This is a genomic window from Sporosarcina koreensis (assembly GCF_042655825.1).
GTDB lineage: Bacteria > Bacillota > Bacilli > Bacillales_A > Planococcaceae > Sporosarcina > Sporosarcina koreensis.
The window spans coordinates 267413-291911 of the sequence record NZ_JBHSNP010000027.1 but is presented as its reverse complement, the minus strand read 5'-3'; the positions used below and the strand labels follow the sequence as shown (position 1 = coordinate 291911).

The 24499-nt window shown below is 45.8% G+C and carries 22 protein-coding genes; 19 read left to right on the top strand and 3 right to left on the bottom strand.

Annotated features, from left to right (window positions below):
* Window positions 1–12: 12 nt before the first annotated feature.
* The 18 genes from ACFPTP_RS14050 to ACFPTP_RS13965 all read left to right on the top strand — a co-directional run bounded on the left by ACFPTP_RS14050 (window position 13) and on the right by ACFPTP_RS13965 (window position 19445).
* On the top strand, window positions 13–1053 hold the full coding sequence (locus ACFPTP_RS14050) for a TRAP transporter substrate-binding protein (protein ID WP_381446014.1): 1041 nt from the start codon (window positions 13–15) through the stop codon (window positions 1051–1053).
* A gap of 27 nt (window positions 1054–1080) precedes the next feature.
* Window positions 1081–1602: a TRAP transporter small permease gene (locus ACFPTP_RS14045; protein WP_381446012.1), complete on the top strand. Its 522-nt coding sequence runs from the start codon at window positions 1081–1083 to the stop codon at window positions 1600–1602.
* Window positions 1599–2894: a TRAP transporter large permease gene (locus tag ACFPTP_RS14040; protein ID WP_381446009.1), complete on the top strand. Its 1296-nt coding sequence runs from the start codon at window positions 1599–1601 to the stop codon at window positions 2892–2894. Before ACFPTP_RS14045 ends, ACFPTP_RS14040 begins: the two co-directional genes overlap by 4 nt.
* A 27-nt stretch (window positions 2895–2921) precedes the next feature.
* Window positions 2922–3695: an IclR family transcriptional regulator gene (locus ACFPTP_RS14035; protein WP_381446007.1), complete on the top strand. Its 774-nt coding sequence runs from the start codon at window positions 2922–2924 to the stop codon at window positions 3693–3695.
* Window positions 3688–4563 carry an HpcH/HpaI aldolase/citrate lyase family protein gene (locus ACFPTP_RS14030; protein ID WP_381446005.1) on the top strand — a complete coding sequence of 292 codons (876 nt, stop codon included), beginning with the start codon at window positions 3688–3690 and terminating at the stop codon, window positions 4561–4563. Before ACFPTP_RS14035 ends, ACFPTP_RS14030 begins: the two co-directional genes overlap by 8 nt.
* A 12-nt stretch (window positions 4564–4575) precedes the next feature.
* On the top strand, window positions 4576–5040 hold the full coding sequence (locus tag ACFPTP_RS14025; RefSeq protein ID WP_381446003.1) for a MaoC family dehydratase: 465 nt from the start codon (window positions 4576–4578) through the stop codon (window positions 5038–5040).
* A 16-nt stretch (window positions 5041–5056) separates the two neighbouring features.
* A complete protein-coding gene (locus ACFPTP_RS14020) occupies window positions 5057–6187 on the top strand; it encodes a CaiB/BaiF CoA transferase family protein (RefSeq protein WP_381446000.1) in 1131 nt (376 codons plus the stop codon).
* A gap of 443 nt (window positions 6188–6630) precedes the next feature.
* On the top strand, window positions 6631–7125 hold the full coding sequence (locus tag ACFPTP_RS14015) for a tripartite tricarboxylate transporter TctB family protein (protein WP_381445998.1): 495 nt from the start codon (window positions 6631–6633) through the stop codon (window positions 7123–7125).
* Window positions 7126–7138: 13 nt separating this feature from the next.
* Complete coding sequence (locus ACFPTP_RS14010; RefSeq protein ID WP_381445996.1) at window positions 7139–8659, top strand: tripartite tricarboxylate transporter permease; 1521 nt, start codon at window positions 7139–7141, stop codon at window positions 8657–8659.
* 41 nt (window positions 8660–8700) lie between these two features.
* Entirely contained in the window at window positions 8701–9687 is a 987-nt protein-coding gene (locus ACFPTP_RS14005) for a tripartite tricarboxylate transporter substrate binding protein (protein WP_381445994.1), read from the top strand.
* A 94-nt stretch (window positions 9688–9781) separates the two neighbouring features.
* Window positions 9782–10798 carry a mannonate dehydratase gene (locus ACFPTP_RS14000; protein ID WP_381445992.1) on the top strand — a complete coding sequence of 339 codons (1017 nt, stop codon included), beginning with the start codon at window positions 9782–9784 and terminating at the stop codon, window positions 10796–10798.
* Between the two features lie 15 nt (window positions 10799–10813).
* Window positions 10814–12346 (top strand): galactarate dehydratase, encoded by a 1533-nt coding sequence (gene garD, locus ACFPTP_RS13995; RefSeq protein ID WP_381445990.1) that lies wholly within the window; start codon window positions 10814–10816, stop codon window positions 12344–12346.
* Window position 12347: 1 nt separating this feature from the next.
* The gene (gene kdgD, locus ACFPTP_RS13990; RefSeq protein ID WP_381445987.1) at window positions 12348–13355 is read left to right on the top strand and encodes a 5-dehydro-4-deoxyglucarate dehydratase; all 1008 of its coding nucleotides are present in this window, start codon (window positions 12348–12350) and stop codon (window positions 13353–13355) included.
* Window positions 13356–14825: an alpha-ketoglutaric semialdehyde dehydrogenase GucD gene (gene gucD, locus ACFPTP_RS13985; RefSeq protein WP_381445985.1), complete on the top strand. Its 1470-nt coding sequence runs from the start codon at window positions 13356–13358 to the stop codon at window positions 14823–14825. It abuts the gene before it with no gap.
* 84 nt (window positions 14826–14909) lie between these two features.
* The gene (locus ACFPTP_RS13980; RefSeq protein ID WP_381445983.1) at window positions 14910–16235 is read left to right on the top strand and encodes an MFS transporter; all 1326 of its coding nucleotides are present in this window, start codon (window positions 14910–14912) and stop codon (window positions 16233–16235) included.
* Window positions 16232–17587 (top strand): glucarate dehydratase, encoded by a 1356-nt coding sequence (gene gudD, locus ACFPTP_RS13975; protein ID WP_381445980.1) that lies wholly within the window; start codon window positions 16232–16234, stop codon window positions 17585–17587. Before ACFPTP_RS13980 ends, gudD begins: the two co-directional genes overlap by 4 nt.
* A gap of 130 nt (window positions 17588–17717) precedes the next feature.
* Window positions 17718–18398 (top strand): FadR/GntR family transcriptional regulator, encoded by a 681-nt coding sequence (locus tag ACFPTP_RS13970; RefSeq protein WP_381445978.1) that lies wholly within the window; start codon window positions 17718–17720, stop codon window positions 18396–18398.
* 75 nt (window positions 18399–18473) lie between these two features.
* Window positions 18474–19445, top strand: a complete 972-nt coding sequence (locus ACFPTP_RS13965; RefSeq protein WP_381445976.1) for a 2-hydroxyacid dehydrogenase — start codon at window positions 18474–18476, stop codon at window positions 19443–19445.
* An 883-nt stretch (window positions 19446–20328) separates the two neighbouring features.
* Here ACFPTP_RS13965 and ACFPTP_RS13960 read toward each other — a convergent pair.
* The 3 genes from ACFPTP_RS13960 to ACFPTP_RS13950 all read right to left on the bottom strand — a co-directional run bounded on the left by ACFPTP_RS13960 (window position 20329) and on the right by ACFPTP_RS13950 (window position 23067).
* Entirely contained in the window at window positions 20329–20724 is a 396-nt protein-coding gene (locus ACFPTP_RS13960; RefSeq protein ID WP_381445974.1) for a VOC family protein, read from the bottom strand.
* 46 nt (window positions 20725–20770) lie between these two features.
* Window positions 20771–21286, bottom strand: coding sequence for a DUF2975 domain-containing protein (locus ACFPTP_RS13955; protein ID WP_381445972.1), 516 nt, complete (start codon window positions 21284–21286; stop codon window positions 20771–20773).
* A 161-nt stretch (window positions 21287–21447) separates the two neighbouring features.
* On the bottom strand, window positions 21448–23067 hold the full coding sequence (locus tag ACFPTP_RS13950; protein WP_381446082.1) for an ATP-binding protein: 1620 nt from the start codon (window positions 23065–23067) through the stop codon (window positions 21448–21450).
* Between the two features lie 357 nt (window positions 23068–23424).
* Between ACFPTP_RS13950 and ACFPTP_RS13945 the strand changes: the two genes are divergently transcribed.
* Window positions 23425–24456: an SDR family oxidoreductase gene (locus tag ACFPTP_RS13945; protein ID WP_381445970.1), complete on the top strand. Its 1032-nt coding sequence runs from the start codon at window positions 23425–23427 to the stop codon at window positions 24454–24456.
* Window positions 24457–24499: the final 43 nt, after the last annotated feature.

Genomic DNA, 24499 nt, shown 5'->3' with positions numbered 1-24499 from the left:
AGATGGAGAGAAATGAAAAGACTTAAGAAAAGTTTACTAATGGGGATTTGTGCGGTTGTGCTCTTGGCACTTGCTGCATGCGGAAATGGGGCAGCTTCGGGGAATGGGGATGGTACTATCAAATTGAAAGTGGCTGACTCTTTCCCAACAACGAACTATCTATCGACTGAAGGCATTTCATTTTTTATGGACCGTGTCAAGGAATTGACGGATGGCAAGGTTGAGTTTGAATATTACCCAGCCGAACAGATTGGAAAGGCTAGCAGCTATTTGGATTTAACACTATCCAAGACGGTTGATATCGGGTATACGTCTTACGCAACGGATCGTTTACCACTTTCAGAAGTTGCAACATTGCCGGGAGCTTATAATACGGCAGAAGAAGGTTCGGAAATCATCTGGACTTTAATGAAAGATATGCTAATGGAAGAAGAGTATTTAAAAAATGGCGTAAGGCCTCTATACGCAGTTGCTATTCCCCAATATCAATTGGCTACGGCTAAGAAGAAGATTACAAGCTTACAGGACATTAAAGGTCTGAAAACACGTGTAACCGGTACGATGGAGCTTGCTTTCGATAGTTTGGGCGCATCGCCGGTATTCATGCCTGCAACTGAAGCGTACACGGCAATGGAACGGGGAACGGTTGACGGAGTAACATTCCCATTCACAAGCTTCGCCCCTTACCAAATTGAGTCGATTTCAAAATACTCAACGAAAAATGCTAATCTTGGAAGCTTCACCGTTATTTATTCTATCAATGAAGAAGTTTACAAGAACCTTCCTGACGATGTGAAAAAAGCATTTGAGCAAGCAGGGGATGAAACAGTAGAGCATCTATCGAAATTCTTGGATGAAAAGAATGACGAACTCATTGAACAGTTTGAATCTCAAGTTGAAATGTACGAGCTATCAGAAGAGGAAGTAGCGGAGTGGGATAAAGCCTTGGAACCTACTTGGGACCGTTGGGCTGCTGGTCTCGATAAACGCGGATTTAAAGGGTCGGAAGTGGTAGAGAAATACCGGGCGCTTCGTGAAGAATTAAAGAAATAAAACCGTGTCTTACAGGAAGGTGAGAATATGAACGCTGCTCGCAAATACTTCGATAAGCTGGAAGTCATCTTGCTTAGGTTTTCACAACTGGCGCTATTAGTAATGATGGTCTTGACGAGCCTTGATGCGTTAAGCCGCTACTTTTTTAGCCATTCGATTACAGGCGCTTATGAAATCACTGAGCGTTATCTCATGATCATTTTAGTATTCCTCAGTATGAGCTATGTCTTAAAGGTGAATGGACATATTCGTTTGGATATACTTTTTGAGAGATTTTCCCAAAAGGTGAGGAATGTGCTGAATATCATCTTTTATATAATGATTGCGGTATTCGCGTTTTTCATGGGCTATGAAGGCCTGTTGATTACGGTAAATGCCTTGAAAAACAATTTGATCATGTCGGGGTTAATAGACTTTCCGTTATGGCTCTCCTATATTTGGATCCCAATCGGTTCTATCGTATTGATGATCAGGCTCGTGTTGAATATTATTTTGTTACTTGTTTATAAAGAAGATTTGCATGAGGCGGAAGAGGTGGAAATGCCATGACAATTTTAATACCGTTACTTTGTTTACTTGTATTGTTGGCAGTGGGCATGCCAATCGCCTTCTCCTTGGGGATTGCAGGCTCGATCGGACTTCTCATGTTTAGCGGGTGGGACGCATTTCTAGGAATCATGCAAACTACTCCGTATGAAAGTGTTAAAAGTTTCCTGTTAAGTGCCATTCCGATGTTCATTTTAATGGCTTCCTTCATGACAGTCAGCGGAATTATGAAAGACCTTTTCAATTCCGCTTATAAATGGCTCGGAAATCTTCCGGGAGGTCTTGGAATTGCAACCGTTTTCGCAGGGGCGATGATGGGTGCAGTTTCCGGATCAAGTCAGGCTTCGGCAGCTGCGATGGCCAAGGCGGCTGCCCCGGAAATGCGGAAGTATAAATATAGCACACCTTTTACGATGGGTGTCATCAGTATGTCCGGTACACTGGCAGTTATGATTCCGCCAAGCATCATTCTCATTTTATACGGGATTTTGACTGAGACGGGCGTAGGTTCGCTGTTGATTGCAGGAATTGTCCCGGGTATTTTAACCGCACTTGGTTATATTGTTGTCATTTTCATTTGGGTGAAACTGAAGCCGGAAATCGCTCCGAAAATCCCGGAGAGGGCCTCATTGAGTGAAAAAGTGTCTTCATTGAAAAATATTTGGCCGATGCTATTGATCATTATCGCTGTTATGGGCGGAATTTACGGCGGTGTCGTAACCGCTACTGAAGCAGGGGCGCTTGGCGCATTTATTACACTAATTATCGTAGTGCTAATGAAGAGAATGAACTTCAGTAAATTGGAAACGGCATTCAACGATACGATCAAGTCGACAACCATGATTTTGACGATCATCGTCGGTGCGCATATATTCAGCTATTTCCTGACAATGACGCAGGTGACACAAAAATTAGTCATGTTTGTTCAAGGTTTGGAAATTTCAAAGTACTGGATTCTCTTTATTATTATTGCAATCTATCTTGTCCTCGGATTTTTCATGGACCAGATTGCAATCCTCATTTTAACATTGCCGTTGACGTTCCCAATCATTATGTCACTCGGGTTTAATCCGATTTGGTTTGGAATTATCGTAACGAAAACGGTGGAAATCGGACTTGTATCACCCCCGGTCGGTATGAATGTTTTTGTAGCAACAGGCGCGGCGGGAGTGAAAACAAGTGAAGGATTTAAAGGGGTAACTTGGTTTGTTCTTATGGACCTACTTATCTTGCTCATAATCATTGCACTTCCGTTTATAACTTTATGGTTGCCGGAAATGATGATTAAAAGGTAACTTGTAAGAAGAATGGACGGAAGGAAGATGGACTTGAAACAAAATCTCATTTCAAAAACATTTCATTTATTGAGGGCGTTTACGGATCACCAAGGCGAGTGGGGTGTCAATGAACTATCGCGTTTTTTGGACATGCCCGTGAGCAGTGTGCATCGAATGATTACAACATTGAAAGACGAAAACATTCTTGAGTATTCGGAACAGACCGGGAAATATAAAATTGGCGGGGATATGATCCGCATGGCATCTATCATCTCAACGAATGTCGACATACAAAAAGTGGCTCGGCCTTTTTTGGAAGAGCTTGTCGATGCGGTTCATCATTCTGTTTATCTGGCACTTTATTACCCTCAATATAAGAAACTGGCTTTCATTGATAGTGTTAAGAGTTCATTCGCATTGCAATATGTACTCGAAATCGGGGTCTTGCAATCGGTCCATGTGGCAGCAAGCGGGAAAAATATTCTAGCTCATTTACCTGAAACAGAGATTAAAGACGTTTTAGATATGGAAATCAATAGTGAGGGTGAAAAACGACAACTTTTGGATGAACTGCGAAGGATAAAAGAGCAAGGGTATGCGAAAACAGCAAACGAAAGAAAGGAAGGCGCGTTGAGCATTGGTGCACCAGTGTTCGATGCTTCCCAGAAAGTGATAGGAAGTGTCATTTGCGTCATTCCGATCGGAGACTTTAATGAAGTGCAGGAACAATCTTTTATTGACAATGTCATGAAAAGTGCTGCTGGCATTTCCTACTTGCTCGGACATAACCAGCCGGAAAGGGGAATTCTGATTGAATAGATACCGATCGCTTTTATTTGTGCCGGGGAATAAACCGCTTTGGTTCAAGAAAGTTCCCGGGTATGAGACGGATGCAGTCATATTGGATTTGGAGGATAGTGTTCCCCCGGAGGTGAAGGAGCAGGCACGACTAGATGTCGCGAATGCTATTTCAGAAATCGCCTCTTCAGGAACAAAAGTGTTTGTCCGCATAAATAAAGGTCTGCAAGGATTCGACTTGGAGGATGTCAAAGCTACGTTATCCGTGGATCTTGAAGGATTTGTTTTACCGAAAGTGGAAGGTCCGGAAGAAATCGAAGAATTGTCAAAGAAGCTGGCGGAGATAGAGTCAGCGAAAGGAATCCAGGAAGGCACAGTGAAACTTTTGCCAATCTTGGAGACTGCCCGTTCGATGTATTTTGCTTATGAAATCGCCATTTGCAGCCGTGTTATCGGAATTACCGGATTGAGTGCGAAAAACGGAGACGTGGAGCGCGCACTCGGAACGCAGTGGACGGCAGATGGGTTGGAAACTCTATACATGCGGTCAAAAGTTGTCATGGCTGCCCGTGCAGCAAATGTAACACCAATCGGGGGCCTATGGCAAGATGTACATAATCTTGAAGGATTGAAGAAAAGTTCCTCATTCAATAGGCAGCTGGGATTTGATGGAGAACTGCTACTTCATCCATCGAATGTGAGTATCGTTAATGCTATTTATTCACCAACGGAGGAGGAAATCGCATTTTATGAAGGGATGGTACAAGCTTTCAGGAATGCGGAAGAACAGGGAATCAGCGCCATCATGTACGAAGGGGATCATATTGACTACGCACATGTGAAAACTGCGGAAACAATCCTTTCCTATGCAAAGTCGTTGAATCGATAAGGGGGAATTTGAATGGCATCCGGAAAGTATTTTGAAGAGCTGTCGATCGGTGACGTCTTTCCGCATAGTTTGAGAAGAACCGTGACAGAGACGGATAACTTGTTGTTTACAACGTTGACGCATAATACACAGCCGTTGCATCTAGACGAAGAGTTTTCAAAAAAGACGATTCACGGAAGCAGAATTGTCAATAGTTTATACACACTGTCATTAGTCGTTGGGGTTAGTGTCAATGACCTGACGGAAGGCACAACTTTGGGCAACTTGGGTTTTGACGAAACGGTTTTTCCGGCAGCGGTCCGTATTGGGGACACGTTGCGATGTGAAACCGAAGTCGTCGGAAAACGCGAGTCCAAGTCAAGGACGGATTCGGGCATCGTCTGGTTTGAACACCGGGCTTACAATCAAAATGATGTAGTTGTCGTTAAAACGAAGCGTGCAGCTTTGATGCTCAGGAAGACGGACGGCAACGAATAAAAGGGAGGACGAACAGATGAAAGGACCTCTTGATGGTATACGAGTACTTGACTTGACGTCTGTTGTCATGGGACCTTATTGTACACTCCAGCTAGCCGATATGGGAGCAGATGTCATCAAGGTGGAAAGTGCAACCGGGGATACGACCCGCTATCTTGGACCTTCACGCAACAAGGGAATGGGCAGCATTTTTCTTCATTTGAACCGGAACAAACGGAGCGTCGTTTTGGATTTGAAAAGTGATGAAGGAAAGGGCAAGCTCCTTGAATTAGTTAAAACAAGTGATGTATTCGTCCATTCGATGCGTCCGCAATCCATGGAAAGATTGGGATTGACGTATCGGAACCTTGTCGAGGTAAATGATAAAATCATTTATTGCGGAATGTATGGTTTTAGCAAGGAAGGTCCTTATGGAGAAAGGCCGGCCTATGATGATATTATCCAGGGAGCGGCCGGAGTGGCGGCTGCACAAGGGCAAATGACGGGGAGTCCACAATATCTTTCTTCGCTCATGGCCGACAAAACAGCCGGCTTGATTGGTGTGAACGCAATCGTGGCGGCACTTTTCTCCCGCGAGCGAACAGGTAATGGACAGGAAATAGAAGTACCGATGTTTGAAACGATCATTTCATACAACATGATTGAACATATGTATGGAGAAACATTCACCCCAGCAATCGGGTCATCGTTTTATGCAAGGGCAACATCGCCTTTTAGAAAACCTTATAAGACGAAGGATGGCCATATTGGCGTATTGATTTATAACGACAAACAATGGGAAGCTTTCTTTGGTGTTTCCGGACATGAGGAATTGAGAAATGACACCCGCTTTTCCGATATAAGCGAAAGGGCGGCAAACATTGATTTTGTCTATGAAACTGTGGAACGAATTATGATGGAAAGAACTACGGATGAGTGGCTTGAAATATTCGAAACAGCCGATATTCCTTGCACACGAATCAACAATCCCGAAGATCTGTTTACAGACCCTCATTTACGCGCGACTGGATTTTTTAAGATGGTTGAACACCCGACAGAAGGAGAAATCCGCACAATGAAACATCCAGTAAACTTTTCAGGCACACCAGTCGCCATAAGAAGCCACGCCCCTCGCCTAGGCGAACATAATACTGAGATTCTTCGTTAAGTACCTATAATTTCTTTGATGCGACTTATTTGGTGCCTGCTCAACACAATATTCAGTTTATTAACTACAATTGCATATTTGGAAAGTAGGAAGCCAATCAATCAGGCGGTTGATTGGCTTTTGGTTGTATTTTAATACTGATTGTTGAATACCATAAATGTATTTTGCACAGGAACCGGAACTAGGCACCGGAACTATTCAGTTTATTAACTACAATTGTATATCTGAAAAACGAAAAGTCAGCCGTTTAAGCGAATAGCTGATTTTTTGTTGTATTTTCATGCTTTCGGTTGAATTGTCATAAATGTGTCTTGCACAGGCACTGCTTAAAAGTCGCCAATTAAATCTCTAAAACTATTTTAAATTTCATGTTGACATCAAATTATTATTGTCTTACAATAAAAACTAATTAATAGAATATTCAAAAGGGGTGAGGTATTGTAATGGTTTCGAAAATGAGGGATGTCCACTCAGGTATTTTCCTTCTGTTTGTAAGCGTTATCATGTTTTCGGCGACGTTAAGTTTTAAAAAGTTGACTACTTCGCAGATTGGACCTGCTTTTATGCCGCAAGTGATTTCGTTTCTGATTGCTGTCGTCAGCATAGTGATTATTATTCAAGGTTTAAAAAAGGTGAAGGCGAGTAGAGAGGAAAGTACATCTTCCACTGCTGAGGTTGAGGAGAATGTAAGTGAAGAAGTTACGTACAAGCCGGTCATTCTGTCATTTATTTCGATGGCTGTCTATGTAGTTGTGATGCCTATCGTCGGTTTTCTAATTACGACAGCAGTGTATATGTTTTTTCAAATGATGATTCTATCGTCAAAGCCAGAGCGTAGATGGCTACTATTCCTTGTGGTTTCGGTAGTTTCCTCAGGCGTTATCTATTATGTTTTCCGCAATGTCTTCTATATCATGCTGCCAAACGGATTTCTATAAGGGGGGTGGGCAAATGATTGATCTACTGCTAAGTGGTTTCGCATCTATTCTTACATTAAAAGGTGTCCTGCTCATCATGGGAGGGGTCATCCTAGGTTTGATCTTCGGGTCTATTCCTGGACTAACGGCAACGATGGCGATTGCCATCTGTTTGCCTATCACATTCGGTATGCATCCGATCGATGGAATGGCGCTCTTAATGGGCCTTTATATCGGCGGGGTCTCAGGTGGTCTTATTCCGGCAATTTTATTGAAGCTCCCGGGGACTCCATCGTCTATCGCAACTACATTCGATGGCTATCCGATGGCAAGGAAAGGGGAGGCGGGCAAGGCATTCAACTTTGCGATTGTCGCTTCCTTCATGGGCGGTCTGTTAAGCATTCTTGTTCTGATTTTGATAGCTCCACCACTTGGAAAAGTGGCGCTTCAGTTCGGACCGTTCGAGTACTTTGCAATCATCATTTTTGCCCTGTCTCTGATTTCGAGCTTGTCCGGTGATTCATTGCCGAAAGGGATGATGGCAGGGTTGCTGGGAATTGGATTTGCAATGGTCGGGTCCGCTCCGATTGATGCGTTTCCTCGATTTACATTTGGAATGTCATCTCTCAACGCCGGATTTTCTTTATTGCCAGTTCTGATTGGATTGTTCGCAATTTCGGAGATTCTAATTAATGCCGAGAAGAAGGTTAAGGACAACCTTAGGGTTAACATGAAGAAAATCAGCTACAAGGTGAGTCTTAAAGAATATCTATCTCAAGGCTGGAACTGGTTGCGGTCAAGTTTGATTGGGATAGGGATCGGTATCTTGCCGGGAATCGGGGGCGGAACATCGAATCTTGTCGCCTATGCGGCTGCGAAAAATTCTTCCAAAAATCCTGAGAAGTTCGGTACTGGTGTTCCGGACGGCGTCGTGGCATCTGAATCGTCGAACAATGCGGCTATCGGAGGAGCGCTTGTTCCACTAATATCACTTGGAATTCCAGGAGATACGGTTACTGCACTTCTTTTGGGCGGGCTTGTTCTTCACGGCCTGCAGCCTGGACCGCTGCTCATCCAGAATAATGGAGATATCGTTTACGCTATCTTCGCCGCTCTGCTTGTAGCCAATCTATTCATGATTTTATTCTTGTTCCTTGGAATGAGAGGGTTTGTAAAAATGCTAAGCATTCCGCAGAACATTCTAATGCCAGTTATTCTTGGGCTCTGTGTGGTGGGAGCATACGGAGAGAATGGTCGTGTATTCGATATTGGAGCTCTGTTCTTCTTCGGTCTTCTTGGCTACCTGATGGTCAAGTACGGTTTTCCATTGACGCCGCTTGTTTTAGGATTCATCCTCGGACCGTTGCTTGAAACAAACTTACGTCGAGGACTCATGCTGTCTCAAGGGGATTTTATGCCATTCCTGACTTCGCCGATAGCGGCAGCCTTCCTCATCTTTACCTTTGCATCTGTCGGGTTAAAGATCTACAGCAACTGGAAGAAGAAGCGTAGCAACAGCACTCAATCATTTGATGTATTAAAAGGGGAACACTGAATCACCAAATAACACTAAATTGAAAGCAGGGGGATATGCACATGAAGGGAATTTGGAAGAAACTTACGTTTGGAGCTGCTGCCATCGTGATTGCGGCAGGACTTGGAGCTTGTTCGGAAGAGGCATCAGGTGACACGAAAGCAGGGGGCTACCCTGAAAAGCCAATTGAAGTTGTTGTACCTGCAGGAGCTGGCGGTGATACGGACTTGAATACGCGGATCATGGCGAAGGCGATGGAGAAAGAAATCGGCAAGCCGCTTGTTGTCACGAACGTTACGGGTGCAGGGGGAACGACAGGGACACAAAAGGTGAAAGAGGCAAAGGCTGATGGTTATACAGTACTAGCATTCCACAATTCAATGATTCTGAACAAGGTCTACGGACTCGCAGACTATACCTACTCTGACATGAAAGTGGCGGGTGTGGGCGTCCTTGACCAATCCAACACGTTCCTTGTATCCAAAGATTCGAAGTTTAAGACAGTTGAAGAGCTGATTGAATATGCAAAAGCCAACCCGAAGAAAGTTACTGTTGCAACGGAAATCGGTTCGATGACGTACATGCAGATTGTCCAATTCCAAGAGCAAGCAGGGGTTGAATTTAACATCGCAGATGTCGGTGGTGCCTCTGACAAAATCACGGCACTTCTTGGCGGACGGGTGGATATCGTACCGACTTCTCTCGGACTTGTAAAAGGCTATATTGAGTCAGGAGACTTTGTAGCCCTTGGCGTCATGGCGGAGGATCGTCTTCAAGATCTTCCAGAAATCAAGACATTCAAAGAGCAAGGCATAGATTTGGTGGTCGACAAAGTTTTCTTGTGGGCATTCCCGAAAGATACTCCAGACGAAGTCGTGGCTGTCTTCACTGAGGCGATGAGCAAGGCGGTCGAAAGTGATGAGTATCAAGAGGAAATCAAGAAATCCTGGTTGAATCCAGTCTATCTGAATCCTGAAGAAGCGAGCAAGAAACTTTCCGAGATTGAGGCGGAATATGTGGAGCTTCACAAATTGACCGAGGGCAAGTAAAAAGTCTGTAGCACTGGATAATAGAAAGGCGGCCCGGGTACAGTCGATTTCAGATTGGTCCCGGGCTTCATTTATGGAATTGGGGGAGACGATGATGATGCATGTTTCGGTAACGGTAAACAGTGCTGATTTGACCGATCTGGATCTCAAGCAGATGGCACAGCTTGGTATTGACTATGTGGATTTTGGGAATGGGCAGTCGTTCAAAGGTGTTACGGAACAGGGCTATCCGGATCTCGATGAGCTGTTGAAGCTGAAAAAGCGTGTCCGTTCATTTGGACTTGACATCAATCGGGTCACACTGCCGAACATCTCGCGCCGTTTCATTGATGGCGAGGAGGGCGGCGAACAGGAGCTAGAAAACTCGCTCAATGCAGTTCGTGTATTCGGAGAGGCTGGAATCAAAATTGTCCGCCAACGTTTTGAGGGCGATGTCTTTATAGGGCGCGGTTTAAGTTATGAAGCGATACAGCGCGGGGGCGCTGTTGCCCGCGGTGAGAGTATCGGGCTCTTAAAGGAGAAAACCGAGACGCCGGGGCAGGAAGAGTTACAGAACTGGTGGGCATCTTTCCAACGTGCTTACAGAGAAATTGTTCCGCTAGCACAGGATTACGATGTGAAAGTGGCAATGCACCCATCAGACACGCCACATCCAGATTCACCGTTCGGCGGGATTGGTCTGAACCGGATCATCGATGACTTCCCACACAAGAATGTCGGGTTTGTATATTGCATTGGCACGCGCGCAGAGGCGGGCGGCTCTTCCCTAGTCATGGATGAAATCAATCATTTCGGGCGAAAAGGGCGTATATTCCTCGTCCATTTCCGGAATGTTCGGGGAAGCCTTCCGACAGCTGGAGCGTTTGAAGAAGCACTTCTTGAAGATGGAGATATGAATATGTTCAAAATTCTCTTGGAGTTGCGCAAAGTCGGCTACGAAGGCTGTTTGAATCCTGATCATGTCCCTACGTTTGCAGGGGATGTCGCGGATTTTCACGACAGCTGGAAGTATTCGAATATAGGATGGAAGCCATCAAGCCTTGGTTTCGCCTATTCAATCGGCTATATCAAGGCGCTTCTGAATGCGCTGAATGAATTTGAAGGTCGGTGAATGGAGGAGGAAATGATGACTGAACACGGGATAAGCATCAAGCCGCTCTTTATCAAGATGAATGACCGGGATAATGTTGCTGTCATTGCAAATGATGGAGGTTTGCCTGCGGGAACTACTCTTCAGGATGGCGTGGAGTTGACTCGGAGAATCCCGCAAGGACATAAGGTCGCATTAAAAGACTTTGCGGAAGGTGACGCGGTCTACCGCTATGGAGAGGTGATCGGGTATGCCGACCGGGAAATCCTAAAAGGGAGCTGGGTCCGTGAAACGATGCTGCGTATGCCGGAACCGCCGACGCTGTCCGAATTACAGATCGGTGGAAAAGTAGAACCGCTCGTTCCATTTGAAGAAACACATACATTCTTGGGCTATCCGAATCCGGATGGTTCCTTCGGCACGAAAAATTTGCTTGGCATAACTACAAGTGTACAGTGCGTAACTGGCGTTTTGGAATTTGCCGTGGAGAAGATCAGAAAGGAACTGCTGCCTAATTATCCGAACGTCGATGATGTGGTGGCGATTAACCATGCATACGGGTGCGGTGTCGCGATAGATGGGCTGGGTTCCGAAATTCCGATTCGTACGATCCGGAACTTGGCAAACCATCCGAACTTCGGAGGGGAAATGCTCATCATCGGGCTTGGCTGCGAGAAGCTGACACTTGACCGACTGAATGCCGGGGAAAGTGAATCCGACGTTCTGTTTCTACAGGATCGATCAGGTTTTTCTGAAATGGTTTCATCCATCATGGAGATGGCGAAACAGCGATTGGAACGACTAAACCGACGCAAGCGGGTCGAGGCCCCGCTGTCTAATCTGACAGTCGGACTGCAATGCGGTGGCAGTGATGCGCTATCCGGCGTGACTGCGAATCCAGCTGTCGGCCATGCTGCGGATCTTCTCGTACGTGCAGGTGCCGCTGTCATGTTCTCGGAAGTGACCGAGGTCCGTGACGGGGTCCATTTATTGGCGAAAAGGGTTGTGACGGAAGAGGTCGGCCAGGCGCTGATCCGGGAGATGCAATGGTACGATGCCTATTTGTCAAGAGGGCTTGCGGACAGGAGCGCCAATACGACTCCCGGCAATAAAAAAGGCGGCTTGTCCAATATTGTGGAAAAATCACTCGGTTCCATCGTGAAATCCGGCAGCGCTCCAATCGTGGACGTTCTCGCACCTGGTGAAAAAGTGAGAAAGACCGGGTTAACTTTCGCTGCGACACCAGCGGGAGATTTTGTATGCGGAACCCTACAGTTGGCTTCCGGGATGCATATTGAGGTCTTCACTACAGGCAGAGGCACGCCGTACAATCTGTCTATCGCACCGGTGATCAAAGTCTCTACAAGAACAGGGCTTGCCGAGCAATGGCATGATCTGATTGATATTGATGCAGGGAAGATTGCAGATGGGAAAGCGACGATTGAAGGCGTAGGAGAAGAAATATTCAAAGCCATCATCGACGTGGCGAGCGGGCGCCGAGAGACATGGGCGGACCACTGGGGCATCCGCAACGATCTTGTTTTATTCAACCCTGCACCGATAACGTAAAATGATTGTTGACAGAATTATTTTATTGTCTTACAATAATACAAAATCAATAGAAGGGTGGAAGATAAAAATGGGTAAACAACGACATTGCCCGACCGGCATTTTGGGTTTCCCGGTCGCGCCACTTAAAGAAAACGGGGAGTTGGATCTGAAGGGGCTTGAAGCGAACATTGAATTTCTGTTGGAAAACGGTCTTCAATCCGTCTTCGTCGCTTGTGGAGCTGGGGAATTGCATGCATTGAACAAGGATGAATATAAATCGATGGTTGAAACGGCAATCAAGCAAGTAGATGGCCGCGTACCTGTATACACGGGCGTGGGAGGCAACATCCAACATGCATTGGAGCAGGCCGAAATTTCGACTGACCTTGGTGCTGATGGTTATTTGATACTTCCTCCGTACTTGATTGATCCATCTCAAGACGGCTTGTTTAACTACTTGAAGGCCATCATTGAAAGCACGGATTTGAATGCGATCGTCTATCAGCGTGACAATTGCATCCTAACTAAAGAAACATTGCTAGCTCTCTGTGAGCTGCCGCAACTAGTTGGATTCAAGGACGGTATCGGCAACATGGAATTCAACACAGAAGCAGTTCAATTGATTGGCGACCGCTTGGAGTGGATCAATGGCATGCCTTTGGCGGAAGTCACAATGGCAACTTATTACAACCTCGGATATCGGACATATTCATCAGCCATTTCGAATTATATCCCGCATATCTCAGCTAAGTATTTCGAAGCTCTTAAGCAAGGGGATCTTAAGACGGTCCATGATTTGCATACAGATGTCATCCTGCCGATCCATTCAATCCGGAAGCGCAAAAAAGGCTATGCCGTATCACTTATCAAGGCGGGCATGAACATCGTAGGGCTACCGGTCGGCACAACCGTCCGACCGCCAATTGCTCCGGTTGAACAAGCGCATTATGATGAACTGAAAGAAATTCTGACTGCTGCAAACGAGAAATATCCGTCAGAAAAGGCAGCACAAGTGGAGGTGTCCTGAATGACGACGAATATAGACACGGCGGTTCAAACCGTCCTCAACTACATCGATGGACAGTGGGTTGGATCTAGCGGCGGCAAAACAGCGGAAAGCCGCAACCCGGCGAATGTAGATGACATAGTCGGTCGCTACCAGCTCTCTTCAGTGGAAGACTTGAACGAAGCTGTTGAGGCGGCTAGCGTTGCCCAGAAGGCATGGCGAAAGCTTTCGGGAAGTGCACGGGGCGATCTTCTTTTCAAGGCTGCCGACATTATGGAAAAACGAATTGATGACATCGCTCAGACGATGACACGTGAGATGGGCAAGACCTTGGCTGAGGCGAAAGGCGAAACTGCACGCGGAATTGCCATCCTCCGCTATTACGCAGGGGAAGGCATGCGACCGATCGGAGATGTCATACCGTCGACGGACAGGGATGCACTTATGTTCACGACACGGACGCCGCTCGGAGTTGTCGGTGTCATCACTCCGTGGAATTTCCCGGTTGCGATTCCAATTTGGAAGGCGGCGCCGGCACTGGTTTACGGAAATTCAGTTGTCATCAAGCCTGCAAGCGAAGCGGCGGTCACATGCGCAAAAGTGATTGACTGTTTGCATGAGGCTGGCATTCCGGCGGGTGTCATCAATATGGTCACCGGCTCCGGGTCGGTAATCGGCCAAGGGCTTGCCGAACACCCGAAAGTGAACGGAATCACTTTCACCGGTTCCAATGCAGTCGGGAAACAAATCGGCCAGGCAGCCCTTGCACGTGGCATCAAATACCAGCTTGAGATGGGTGGCAAAAATCCAGTCATCGTTGCGGAAGACGCAGATCTGGATCTGGCAGTGGAAGCAACGATTAGCGGCGGCCTAAAGTCGACCGGCCAGAAGTGCACGGCGACGAGTCGTGTAATTGTCCATGAGGAAGTTTACGAGGAGTTCCGCAAGAAGCTCGTGGAAAAAGTTGCGGAAATCACGGTCGGCGACGGACTGGAAGACGGGAGCTGGATGGGACCTTCCGTCAGTGAAAGTCAGCTAAATACGGTCCTTTCCTATATCGAAAAAGGCAAAGAAGAGGGGGCGAAGCTACTCTACGGAGGAAGGCGTTCTGAAGCAGGGGCAAATGCCAATGGCTACTTCGTTGAACCGGCAGTTTTTGATGAAGTGACTCCGGATATGGCGATTGCCCGTGAAGAGATTTTCGGACCGGTCCTAGCCCTTATGAAAGTTTCATCCTTTGAAGAGGCACTAGAACTAGCAAACGATTCCGATTATGGACTCAGTGCATCTGTATTCACAACCAATATTTCGAAGGCTCTCGCATTTATCAATGAAATGGATGCCGGCCTCGTCCGCATCAATGCGGAAAGTGCTGGTGTAGAGCTTCAGGCACCATTCGGCGGGATGAAGCAGTCGAGCTCTCACTCCCGGGAACAGGGACGTGCAGCGATTGAGTTCTTTACCTCGATCAAGACCGTTTTTGTAAAGTGATGGGACAGAAGGGCCGGACAGGAGTCCGGCTCTTCTTTTCGCTACTAACCGGAAGGCATTTTGGGGATGGAAGGAAGTTGTGGCATGGGCGCTTTTATTGCAATGAGAAAGCAGCGTAGGATGCAGGTGCGGCATGGTGTTTTGCTGATGCTATTCTTCTTTTCCGCTGTCAGCTTTTCGGAACGTTCAATCCTTTCGATTGCAGGGGCTCCCATTGCGGCAGATTTAGGTATTGGGGATGTGGCCATGGGCTTCCTATTCTCGGCGTTTGGCTGGGCGTACGTGATCGGGCAAGTGCCGGGAGGGCTGATTCTGGACCGTTACGGGTCGGGAAAGGTCTATGGAACGGTGATTATCACTTGGACCGTAATCATTTGTTTACATGCCTTTGCAGGTTTCATGGCACCACTTGCCGCTTATATCAGCCTGTTCTTGTTACGGATTTTGTGCGGATTCATCTCCGCACCGGTGTTTCCTGCAAACGCACGGATTGTCGGCGAATGGTTCCCTCCGTCTGAAAGGGGAAGGGCCTCCTCGGTATTTAGTTCGGCGCAATATTTCGCGATTGTCCTATTCGGACCGGTGATTGGCTGGATCGCCCAAGAATTCGGCTGGGTGAATGTGTTTGTCGTATTCGGAATAATCGGCGTGGCCTGTGCGGTTCTATGGGTGAATCTTTATAAAGATCCTTTTCCTAAAGAAGCGAAGAAAAAGGAGAATGCAGCGGAAAAGTCGAAACAAATAAAGGAAAGAATCAATGCTCGGAAACTTCCATGGAAACAGCGGCCAATCATCCTGCTTTTAACGAACAGAATGACACTAGGCATTTACATTGGACAATATTGTGTCACAGCGATTACTTATTTCTTCATGACGTGGTTTCCCGTCTATCTTGTCAGTGAGAAAGGCTTGTCTGTACTGCAAGTCGGACTTGTATCGACGATTCCGGCCCTGGCAGCCTTTATTGGGCAACTTTGGGGCGGCAGGTTTTCTGACGGTTTAGTGGGAAGAGGTATGCCCCTCTCAAAGGCTAGGAAATTACCGATCATCATCGGGATGCTTTGCTCAATGACAATCATCTTTGCAGAACAGGCTGAGTCGACCATCCTTCTGGTCGCCATTATGTCCTTCGCTTTTTTCGGACGGGGATTCGGGGGCATGGGATGGGCGATAGTCGCCGAGACGTCTAATCCGACGAATGCTGGACTGAATGGCGGGCTCTTCAATATGTTCGGCAATTCGGCCGGAATTATCACACCTGTTATTATCGGATACCTTGTACATTGGTCAGGGTCGTTCGGACTGGCCCTCCTGTATGTAGGCATCCATGCAGTGCTTGCCATCATTTGCTATATGTTTTTCGTAGGGGAAATTAAACAAATACCAATGAAACAGGAGGAAACGATATGAGAACTGCAATGGAGGAAGCAAAGAAGACGGTTACGCCTGTGATTACTAAAGTGACGGTTATTCCTGTTGCAGGCCGGGACAGCATGCTGCTGAATTTAAGCGGCGCACACGCTCCGTTTTTCACACGTAACATCGTATTGCTTGAGGACAGCAGCGGTAATACCGGAGCAGGCGAAGTGCCGGGCGGGGAAGCAATCCGCCGGACGCTGGAAGAGGCAACCCCATTTATCGAAGGGCAGTCCATTGGGAGATATAACCACGCCCTTAACCAGGTCCGTTTGGCGTTCGCCCATAGAGACGCAGGAGGACGCGGTAATCAGACATTCGATTTGCGCACGACAATTCATGCGGTGACTGCTCTGGAGGCAGCATTCCTAGATCTTCTGGGGCAGCATTTGAATGTGCCGGTTGCGGAACTACTTGGGGAAGGTCAACAGCGAGACAAGGTGAAGATGCTTGGCTATCTGTTTTACGTCGGTGACCGGAAAAGGACCGATCTCCCTTACAATGCTGGAACTGATGAACGGGATGGCTGGGAAAGAATCCGGCATGAGGAAGCACTGACACCGGAAGCCATCGTCCGTCTAGCAGAAGCGGCATATGACAAGTATGGTTTTGAGGACTTTAAGTTGAAAGGCGGCGTCCTGCCGGGGGAGCAGGAGATCGAAGCAGTGACAGCACTCGCAAAGCGTTTTCCGGATGCTCGGATTACACTTGATCCGAATGGCGGATGGCTGTTAAAGGATGCAATCTGTCTGTGCAAAGGAATGGAGGGAGTCCTTGCCTATGCCGAAGATCCATGCGGACCGGAAGACGGTTATTCCGGACGTGAGACGATGGCGGAATTTCGCCGGGCAACTGGGCTCCCAACTGCAACGAACATGATTGCTACGGACTGGCGTCAGATAGGCCATGCCATCCAATTGCATGCCATTGATATCCCGCTTGCAGATCCTCACTTCTGGACGATGCAGGGGTCGGTTCGGGTGGCGCAGATGTGCCATGATTGGGGACTTACATGGGGCTCGCATTCTAATAATCACTTTGACATTTCACTAGCAATGTTTACCCACGTGGCGGCGGCTGCACCGGGGAATATTACGGCAATTGATACACATTGGATTTGGCAGGACGGACAGCGTTTGACGAAAGAACCTTTTCAGATCAAAGGCGGAGAAGTGGATGTGCCACAATCGGCGGGTCTCGGCATAGAAATCGATATGGATGAAATTGAAAAAGCACATAAGTTGTATACAGACATGAAGCTTGGTACCCGTGACGATTCGATCGGGATGCAATACTTGATTCCAGGATGGAAATTCGATGCGAAAAAACCTTGCTTAGTCCGTTGACTTGATTAAGGTAAAGAGTTTGTTCAGCAGTGTTGCCAGTCTTACGTTTTTTGTCTGAAGATAGTATAATTAAGTACGGTTAATTTGTCGTATTGTAAGTCAATATTAATAAGAGAAAGGGGGAACCACTTTGCAACCCTATCAGGTCGATACAGTGAAACGCAACACTCTTGCCCAGCAGGTAATGGAGCAGATTATCACCCTTTTAATCAGCGGTCAGTTGAAGCCGGGCGACAGGCTTCCACCCGAAATGGACCTCATGGAACAAATGGATGTCAGCCGCCCGGTTGTCCGCGAAGCACTTAGTTCGCTAGAAACGCTGGAAATCATTACAAGAAAGCCCCGTGGCGGAACATTTGTCAATGATAAAGTCGGGAGTAGTCCGTTCCGGGCAATGCTTGCTATATCTATCAACAATTTGCCTGCTGTTATTGAAGCTCGTATGACACTTGAACTCGGACTTGTTACAATCGCCGCCGAGAAAATCACAGATGCAGAGCTGGCAGAACTGGCGGAGACGATTGAAAACATCCGGCTTAATGACGAAGACTACGGCCTGTATGACAAGATGTTCCACCGGATTATCGCCTACAGCGCGAAAAATCCAATTGTGGAAGGAATGATTGATTCCCTTCTCATTGCACATGAAAAGACCGACTCCCTCATTAAGTTTCGGGAACCGGAACTGACAATCCAGTATCATACTGCGATTTACGAGGCTCTAAAAAAACGGGATCCCGTGGAAGCATACATAAAGATGTATGACCATCTAAAGTATGTGCGGGATAAAATTCTGAAGGACCAACAATAATTCTTCATTTAAAACAGGACGGGAAAAGATGACTTCCCGTCCTGTTTTCTAATATGGATGAAAGGATGATTTCGGATGGGGGAAAAAGTGTTAGTATACAGTCCGATTTCCGAGGAAGGGGCTAGAAAACTGGAAGAGCGATTCACCGTTGTCATGGCGACTCCGGATAGCCCGGAATTCATGAAAGAGCTTTCCTCGGCAACGGGGCTAATCGGTACAGGATTAAAAATAGACTTGGCGCTTCTTGAACGGGCACCATTATTAAAAGTCGTCTCAAACATTTCGGTTGGGTATGACAATTTTGATGTTGAGGAACTTACAAGGCGGGGGATTCTGGCAACGAACACCCCGGATGTCTTGACGGAAACGACAGCCGACGCCATTTTTGGCCTGTTAATCGCGACAGCTAGAAGAATACCCGAACTCGACAAGTATGTGAAAGAAGGACATTGGAATGCAAGATTAAGTCCTTCGTTCTTCGGTGTCGACGTACATGGGAAAAAACTTGGCATCATTGGAATGGGGAAGATCGGACAAGCGATTGCGCAGCGGGCGCGATTCGGCTTCAAGATGGATATCCTTTATCACAACCGGTCAAGGAACCTGGAGGCTGAAGAAGAGTTCGGTGCAACGTACTTGGAAATGGACGACCTTTTACGGCAAGCGGACTTTGTCTGCCTAATGGCACCGCAAACCCCGGAAACTATTGGCCTGATCAGTCGCCGTGAGTTTAAGTTAATGAAAAAGAGCACCATTTTCATTAATGGATCAAGAGGCGGCTTGGTGAACGAGGATGATTTGGCGGCTGCCTTGAAGGAGGGTTACATCCTTGCAGCAGGATTGGATGTGTATGTACAGGAGCCCATAGCCGAGAATCATCCATTCCTTAGCCTGCCGAATCTGGTCACGCTCCCACATATCGGATCTGCGACTTCGGAGACTCGGGAGAAGATGGAAAAGATGGCTTGTCGGGATTTGATTGCCACGCTGACGGGTGAGAGGCCTGGGGCTTTAATTAATGAAGAGGTTATGGCTGGTAGGGTTTAATGAAGTTTAATTATTCGATGAGACATTAGAGATAGTTCGCACGAACGAAATCGTAAAGTGAATTGTAAGGTGCCTGTGCAGCACACTATTCAGTTTATTAACCACAAATGTATATTCGGAAAGTGGAAAGCCAATCAATCAGGCGATTGATTGGCTTTCTGCCGTATTTATATACTTTTTGTTGAATTACCATAATTGTACCTTACACAGGCATCCAAACAAGCGGTGAAAACCGACTTTCCGTGACAGCCCTTTCTGATTTACTGAGAGGATAGATTCAATCAGTTAGTCGCGGTAAAGGATCGAGAAGCTCCCAAGAAAGCGATAGACTATTTCAAAATGCTTGCATAAAATAAACAGATTGCTCTTATGTTTAGTTATAATCAAAAAGTTGTGGGGGGAGTTACTCAGTCATGCAGCGAATGAAGTTGATGTTCATGCAGTTTCTAAAAGAGCCTTTATGGTTTAAAATGCTAATCTCTACAACCTTGTTTATTTCGATTGTTTTTAGTAGTTCACTATTCTCGGATAATGCTATCTTTCAAGTCTATTCAAAATTAGCTGCAGTGATCTTTTTTTGTGCTTATGGTATAAAATTCAGGAGTAATCTTAAAATCTCTCTCATCTTCTTCACTTTAGCGGGTATATGTATTCTTCTTTCCATTCTGGCATGATAATAGTATTGATCAAAGGGGTATTGGTACGAGATGATGCAGTCAACAGATTATTTGTTGGCTTTTTCTTATGTCGCAATTGGACCAAGCTGTGTAGAAGGCGGAGCTTCTTAAAACTCTTCCCAGTAGTAATGAAGGGCTGTCCAGAAACCCGGCATAAACCGACTTTTTCATGACAGCCCTTAGTCTTTATCCCATATCAATAAACTTTATTTCGCATTCTCATCAGGTTGATGGATGCCAAATACATTGCCTTCCGTGTCGATATAATAGCCTTGCCACGCCATGCCTGGAAGAGCGTATTTTGGCATGGCGACCGTGCCGCCATTCGCCATAATTTTCTCATGCGTTTCATCGTAATTCTCGATGCCCATTGTGCAGGTAAATCCGTTCATAGCTTGTCCTGCTTCTGGCGGAGCACTTTGTCGCTGCATCAATGCGCCGTTGATTCCTAGTTCACTGTCATCCCCCGTGACAGCCCCAAAGTAAGGCAATCCAGCAAAATCACTCCAATCCTGGAATGACCAATTGAATACTTCCCCGTAAAACTTCTTTGCCCGATCCATGTCATCCACATGGATTTCGAAATGAACGATTCTTCCCATGATTTCCTCCCGATTTTCTCATTTTGGTTAAGAATATTGTGATTCGTTAGATTATACCATCTTCTGGGCAGTTTAGTAAATGATCTTTAGATGGTAATAAATCAGTAGTTTCCAGGAATAGCTTTTGGAGAACAAATGCAATGGTTGCAATTACGCTGGACGCAAAAATGGTTAGGAGACCAAGCATTATGACACCTGTGATGTCTTCCTTCCCTTGAAATAGAGCTATGCATGCAATGATTCCTACTGCCATTAAGATACTAATCGAGATGGCACAGTGCTTTATGATCTTCAAAGTCCGGACAGACATCCTTGAGAAAGCTTCGCCATTATGAATGAATGTTAAAAGTTTAAAGGCTTGATATAGTGCAATGAAAAATGGAATGCACAATGCATACGCATATAGTAAGAAGGGATATTGCAAGTAAGCAGTCTCTGGATGCACTATTGCATCTCTACTTGCGGCTCCGGGCAGCCAAAATATGCATAAAGCAAGAACTGGAATGCCGATAAGTAAAACAACTAACTTCAAGAAGAGGATTGAGCCTTGTTTACGTTTCATAAAAGCACCTCGCGATCTATTATAGTTATATTATATGCAGGTATTTATCGATTATCAATAAAAAAATATTGATATTGGATAAGCATGAAGAGAAAGGGCATTGATCCGGCTTGGATCAATGCCCTTGATGTCAATACTATTTACGATTTTTATCTTTTAAATTACTTGCCGTTAATCATTTGCTTAGCAGTATAGAAAATATCATATATATCTTTATCCTCTTTACTAAGTTTAGCTGGATTTGCCTTAACGGTAAGTTTACTAAATCGAGCCTCAAAGCGTCTGGTTATTTCAGTGAGTTCTCCAAGTCGCTTATACACTGAATCAATGTCTTTCCAATAATAAGGTTGTTGAAAATTGTCAGGGTTGGGGTTGTTATTTGTTCCTCCATTGTCATGGCTCCCGCCTGGAATTCCTGCTTCATCTCCAGTTGGAGACTTTGGTCCGTTCTTTTTTCCTCCTGAGGAAAATCCACTATTATTTCCTTTAGCCATCGGTTCTTTGCCGCCAAAATCACCTTGTTTAGGTTCTGGTTCCTTATCTTTTTCTTTGCTATTTGGTTCATTTTCCATATCTCTCATTATTTGATCCAGATTTTTTTTGATTGCATAAATCCCGTTTTGCAAATCATTATCAATCTCTTTCAATAAAAGAAATATTGATTTTCTTAGCTCATTAGCAAGTAAAGGGGTTGTAGATGCCATTGAACTTCTATCTGATGTAAGTTGGATTGCCTGGCAATTAATGAAACCATGAAGTATCTGGCTTGACGACGCCCCTCCATCCCCGACCCGTGGTAGCCAATCATTAATATTCTGAAGAGGGATATAGTCTTTGGAAAGATATACACCGTATCTGTCCATTACACGGTATGTGTAGGTGCTTCGATTCTTTCCAGTGCGTTTGATGCAAGGGTTATAAGATTTTTTGACCTCGTCACCCTCGAAGTATATGACATATTCGTATTCCGCTGTTATCTCATTTTGTTCTTCATCGTGGATGGTGACGGTTCTTTTCCCAACCCATTTTTGCACGGCATGCTTGAAGAAATACTTCTTTTTCTCTCGAACGACCTCCATTAAATTAGGCGTTAGAACTGGAAAATGATGACCGATTGGACAAGCCTCATATTCCATCTCAAACAAAGTAGGTATTGCAGGCATGTCGTCATGAATCCCTTTTAGAAAAACAGTGAAGTCTCGCGGCTGGTAGCCAAGTTCTTTCTCGAATGTCCCTACCTTAGTGAACCAGCAGATATAATCTTTCATCTTATCATGTGAAAAATCGATCGAAACGTTTTGATTAAAGCCAATCAATGTGATTTCCGTTCCTGTTTTCCCATTGTTGTTTTCTAGCTCTTCTATCGAGAAGCTGAACAAATTGCCTTTTGACAGTTCTGAAAGAGGGTGGCTTGCTTGTGAGCGATAGGAGCCAGTTGCATGGTATGTATCGATGATAATTTGCTCGGAACGCAAATAAATCAGTGTGCCGTGACTCTTATAGCCAATAGTCTCTTTTGAACCTTCTTCTTTATCACTGTAGCCTAGTCCCCAAAAATTTCTGATTAGGGTTTCGGTATCCATACCCGAGCCGTCGTCAATAAACTTTAGCACAAGTTTACCAGCCTCATTTTTATATGCATTGATATGCAGAGAGGTTGCTCCCGCATCATATGCATTAGAAATGGCTTCCCTGACAACTTCAAGTGGTTCAGAGAAATTGCACGACACCTCGTACATTTCCTTGATGGTATTCACCTGTGGTGTGTATCGATTAATCATCTTGTTCAATTGAATTCCCTCCTGTTTCTAATGTATGACTAGTAATAGGGTAGCAGAAGCGTATAGGTCTATATAGTAATATTGATTGGAGTTATCACCATAAATGGTACTGATCATTGATACATTCGCGAAATTCGCAGAATAAGACGATTCTATATAATATCTTAATTGATTAAAGAATGTAATTAGAGAGCCCGAAGCTTTTATTTATGAAAGGAAAATTAAAAAGCACTTGATTTCATATTGTTAAAAAAGGATTTTATCTGTTTAATATCGAAGTTGTTTTAATTAGTAATGTTTTTATTTGCTCTTATTAAAGAAATCAGCTTCACATAAGACGTCACGGGGGGAATTTTAATGAAGGTTCTTATATTAGGGGGCACTCGATTTTTAGGAAGGGCTTTGGTGGAGGAAGCGCTGAAACGAGGGCATGAGGTCACGTTGTTTAATCGGGGAACGAATCCGGAAGTGTTTCCGGGTGTAGAGCAACTGATCGGCGATCGAAATGGCGATGTGTCCCAGCTGGAAAATCGGAAATGGGATGTTGTGATGGACACATGCGGGATTTCCCCGCATCAAATTGAAAAGACTGCAGTTGCACTTGGGGACAACGTCGAGCATATGACCTATATTTCGAGCATCTCCGTTTATCCGGATTGGATTCCACTCCATATTGCGGAGGATTATCATGTCCATTCGATCCCGCCGGAAAATGTGTTGAAAGACATAGAGGAGGGGACCGTATCTCCTTACGAGTATTACGGTGGCATGAAAGTGGCGTGCGAGGCGGAAGCGGAGAAGCATTGGCCAGGCCGGGTTTTGCAAGTGAGAGCAGGGTTGCTCGTCGGGTCGTTTGATTATACAGACCGGCTTCCGTACTGGGTTCATCGCGTAGCGCAAGGCGGAACTGTGTTGGTGCCGGGGCGACCGGAGCGGGCTGTCCAATTCATTGACGTCAAAGATCTGGCCGTCTGGGCGCTCACTATGGCGGAAAACAGGAAAGCGGGTACGTACAATGTAACAGGACCGGGAACTGAATTGACGATGGAAAAGTTCTTGAATACGTGCAAAGCCGTCACGGGAAGCGACGCCGAATTCGTATGGGCGGATGAACAATTCATGCTTGAACAAAAGGTGCAGCCGTGGACGGAAATGCCGTTATGGATTCCCGAAGAGTTTGCGTTGGAAGGAGCCTCAGAACCGTGGAAAGGCAGTTCCTTCATTAGTATAGAGAAGGCGGTCACCGATGGCCTGTCCTTCCGACCACTTGAGGATACAATTTCCGATATTTATCAATGTGTAAAAGCAAAGGATACAGAATGGAAAGCGGGAATCCCACGGGAACGGGAGCAGGAGCTGCTGGACTTGTACTCCAAAGAGATAATCTAGAACAATATACCTCTTTACATGAGAAAGACAACCTGGCAGTGAT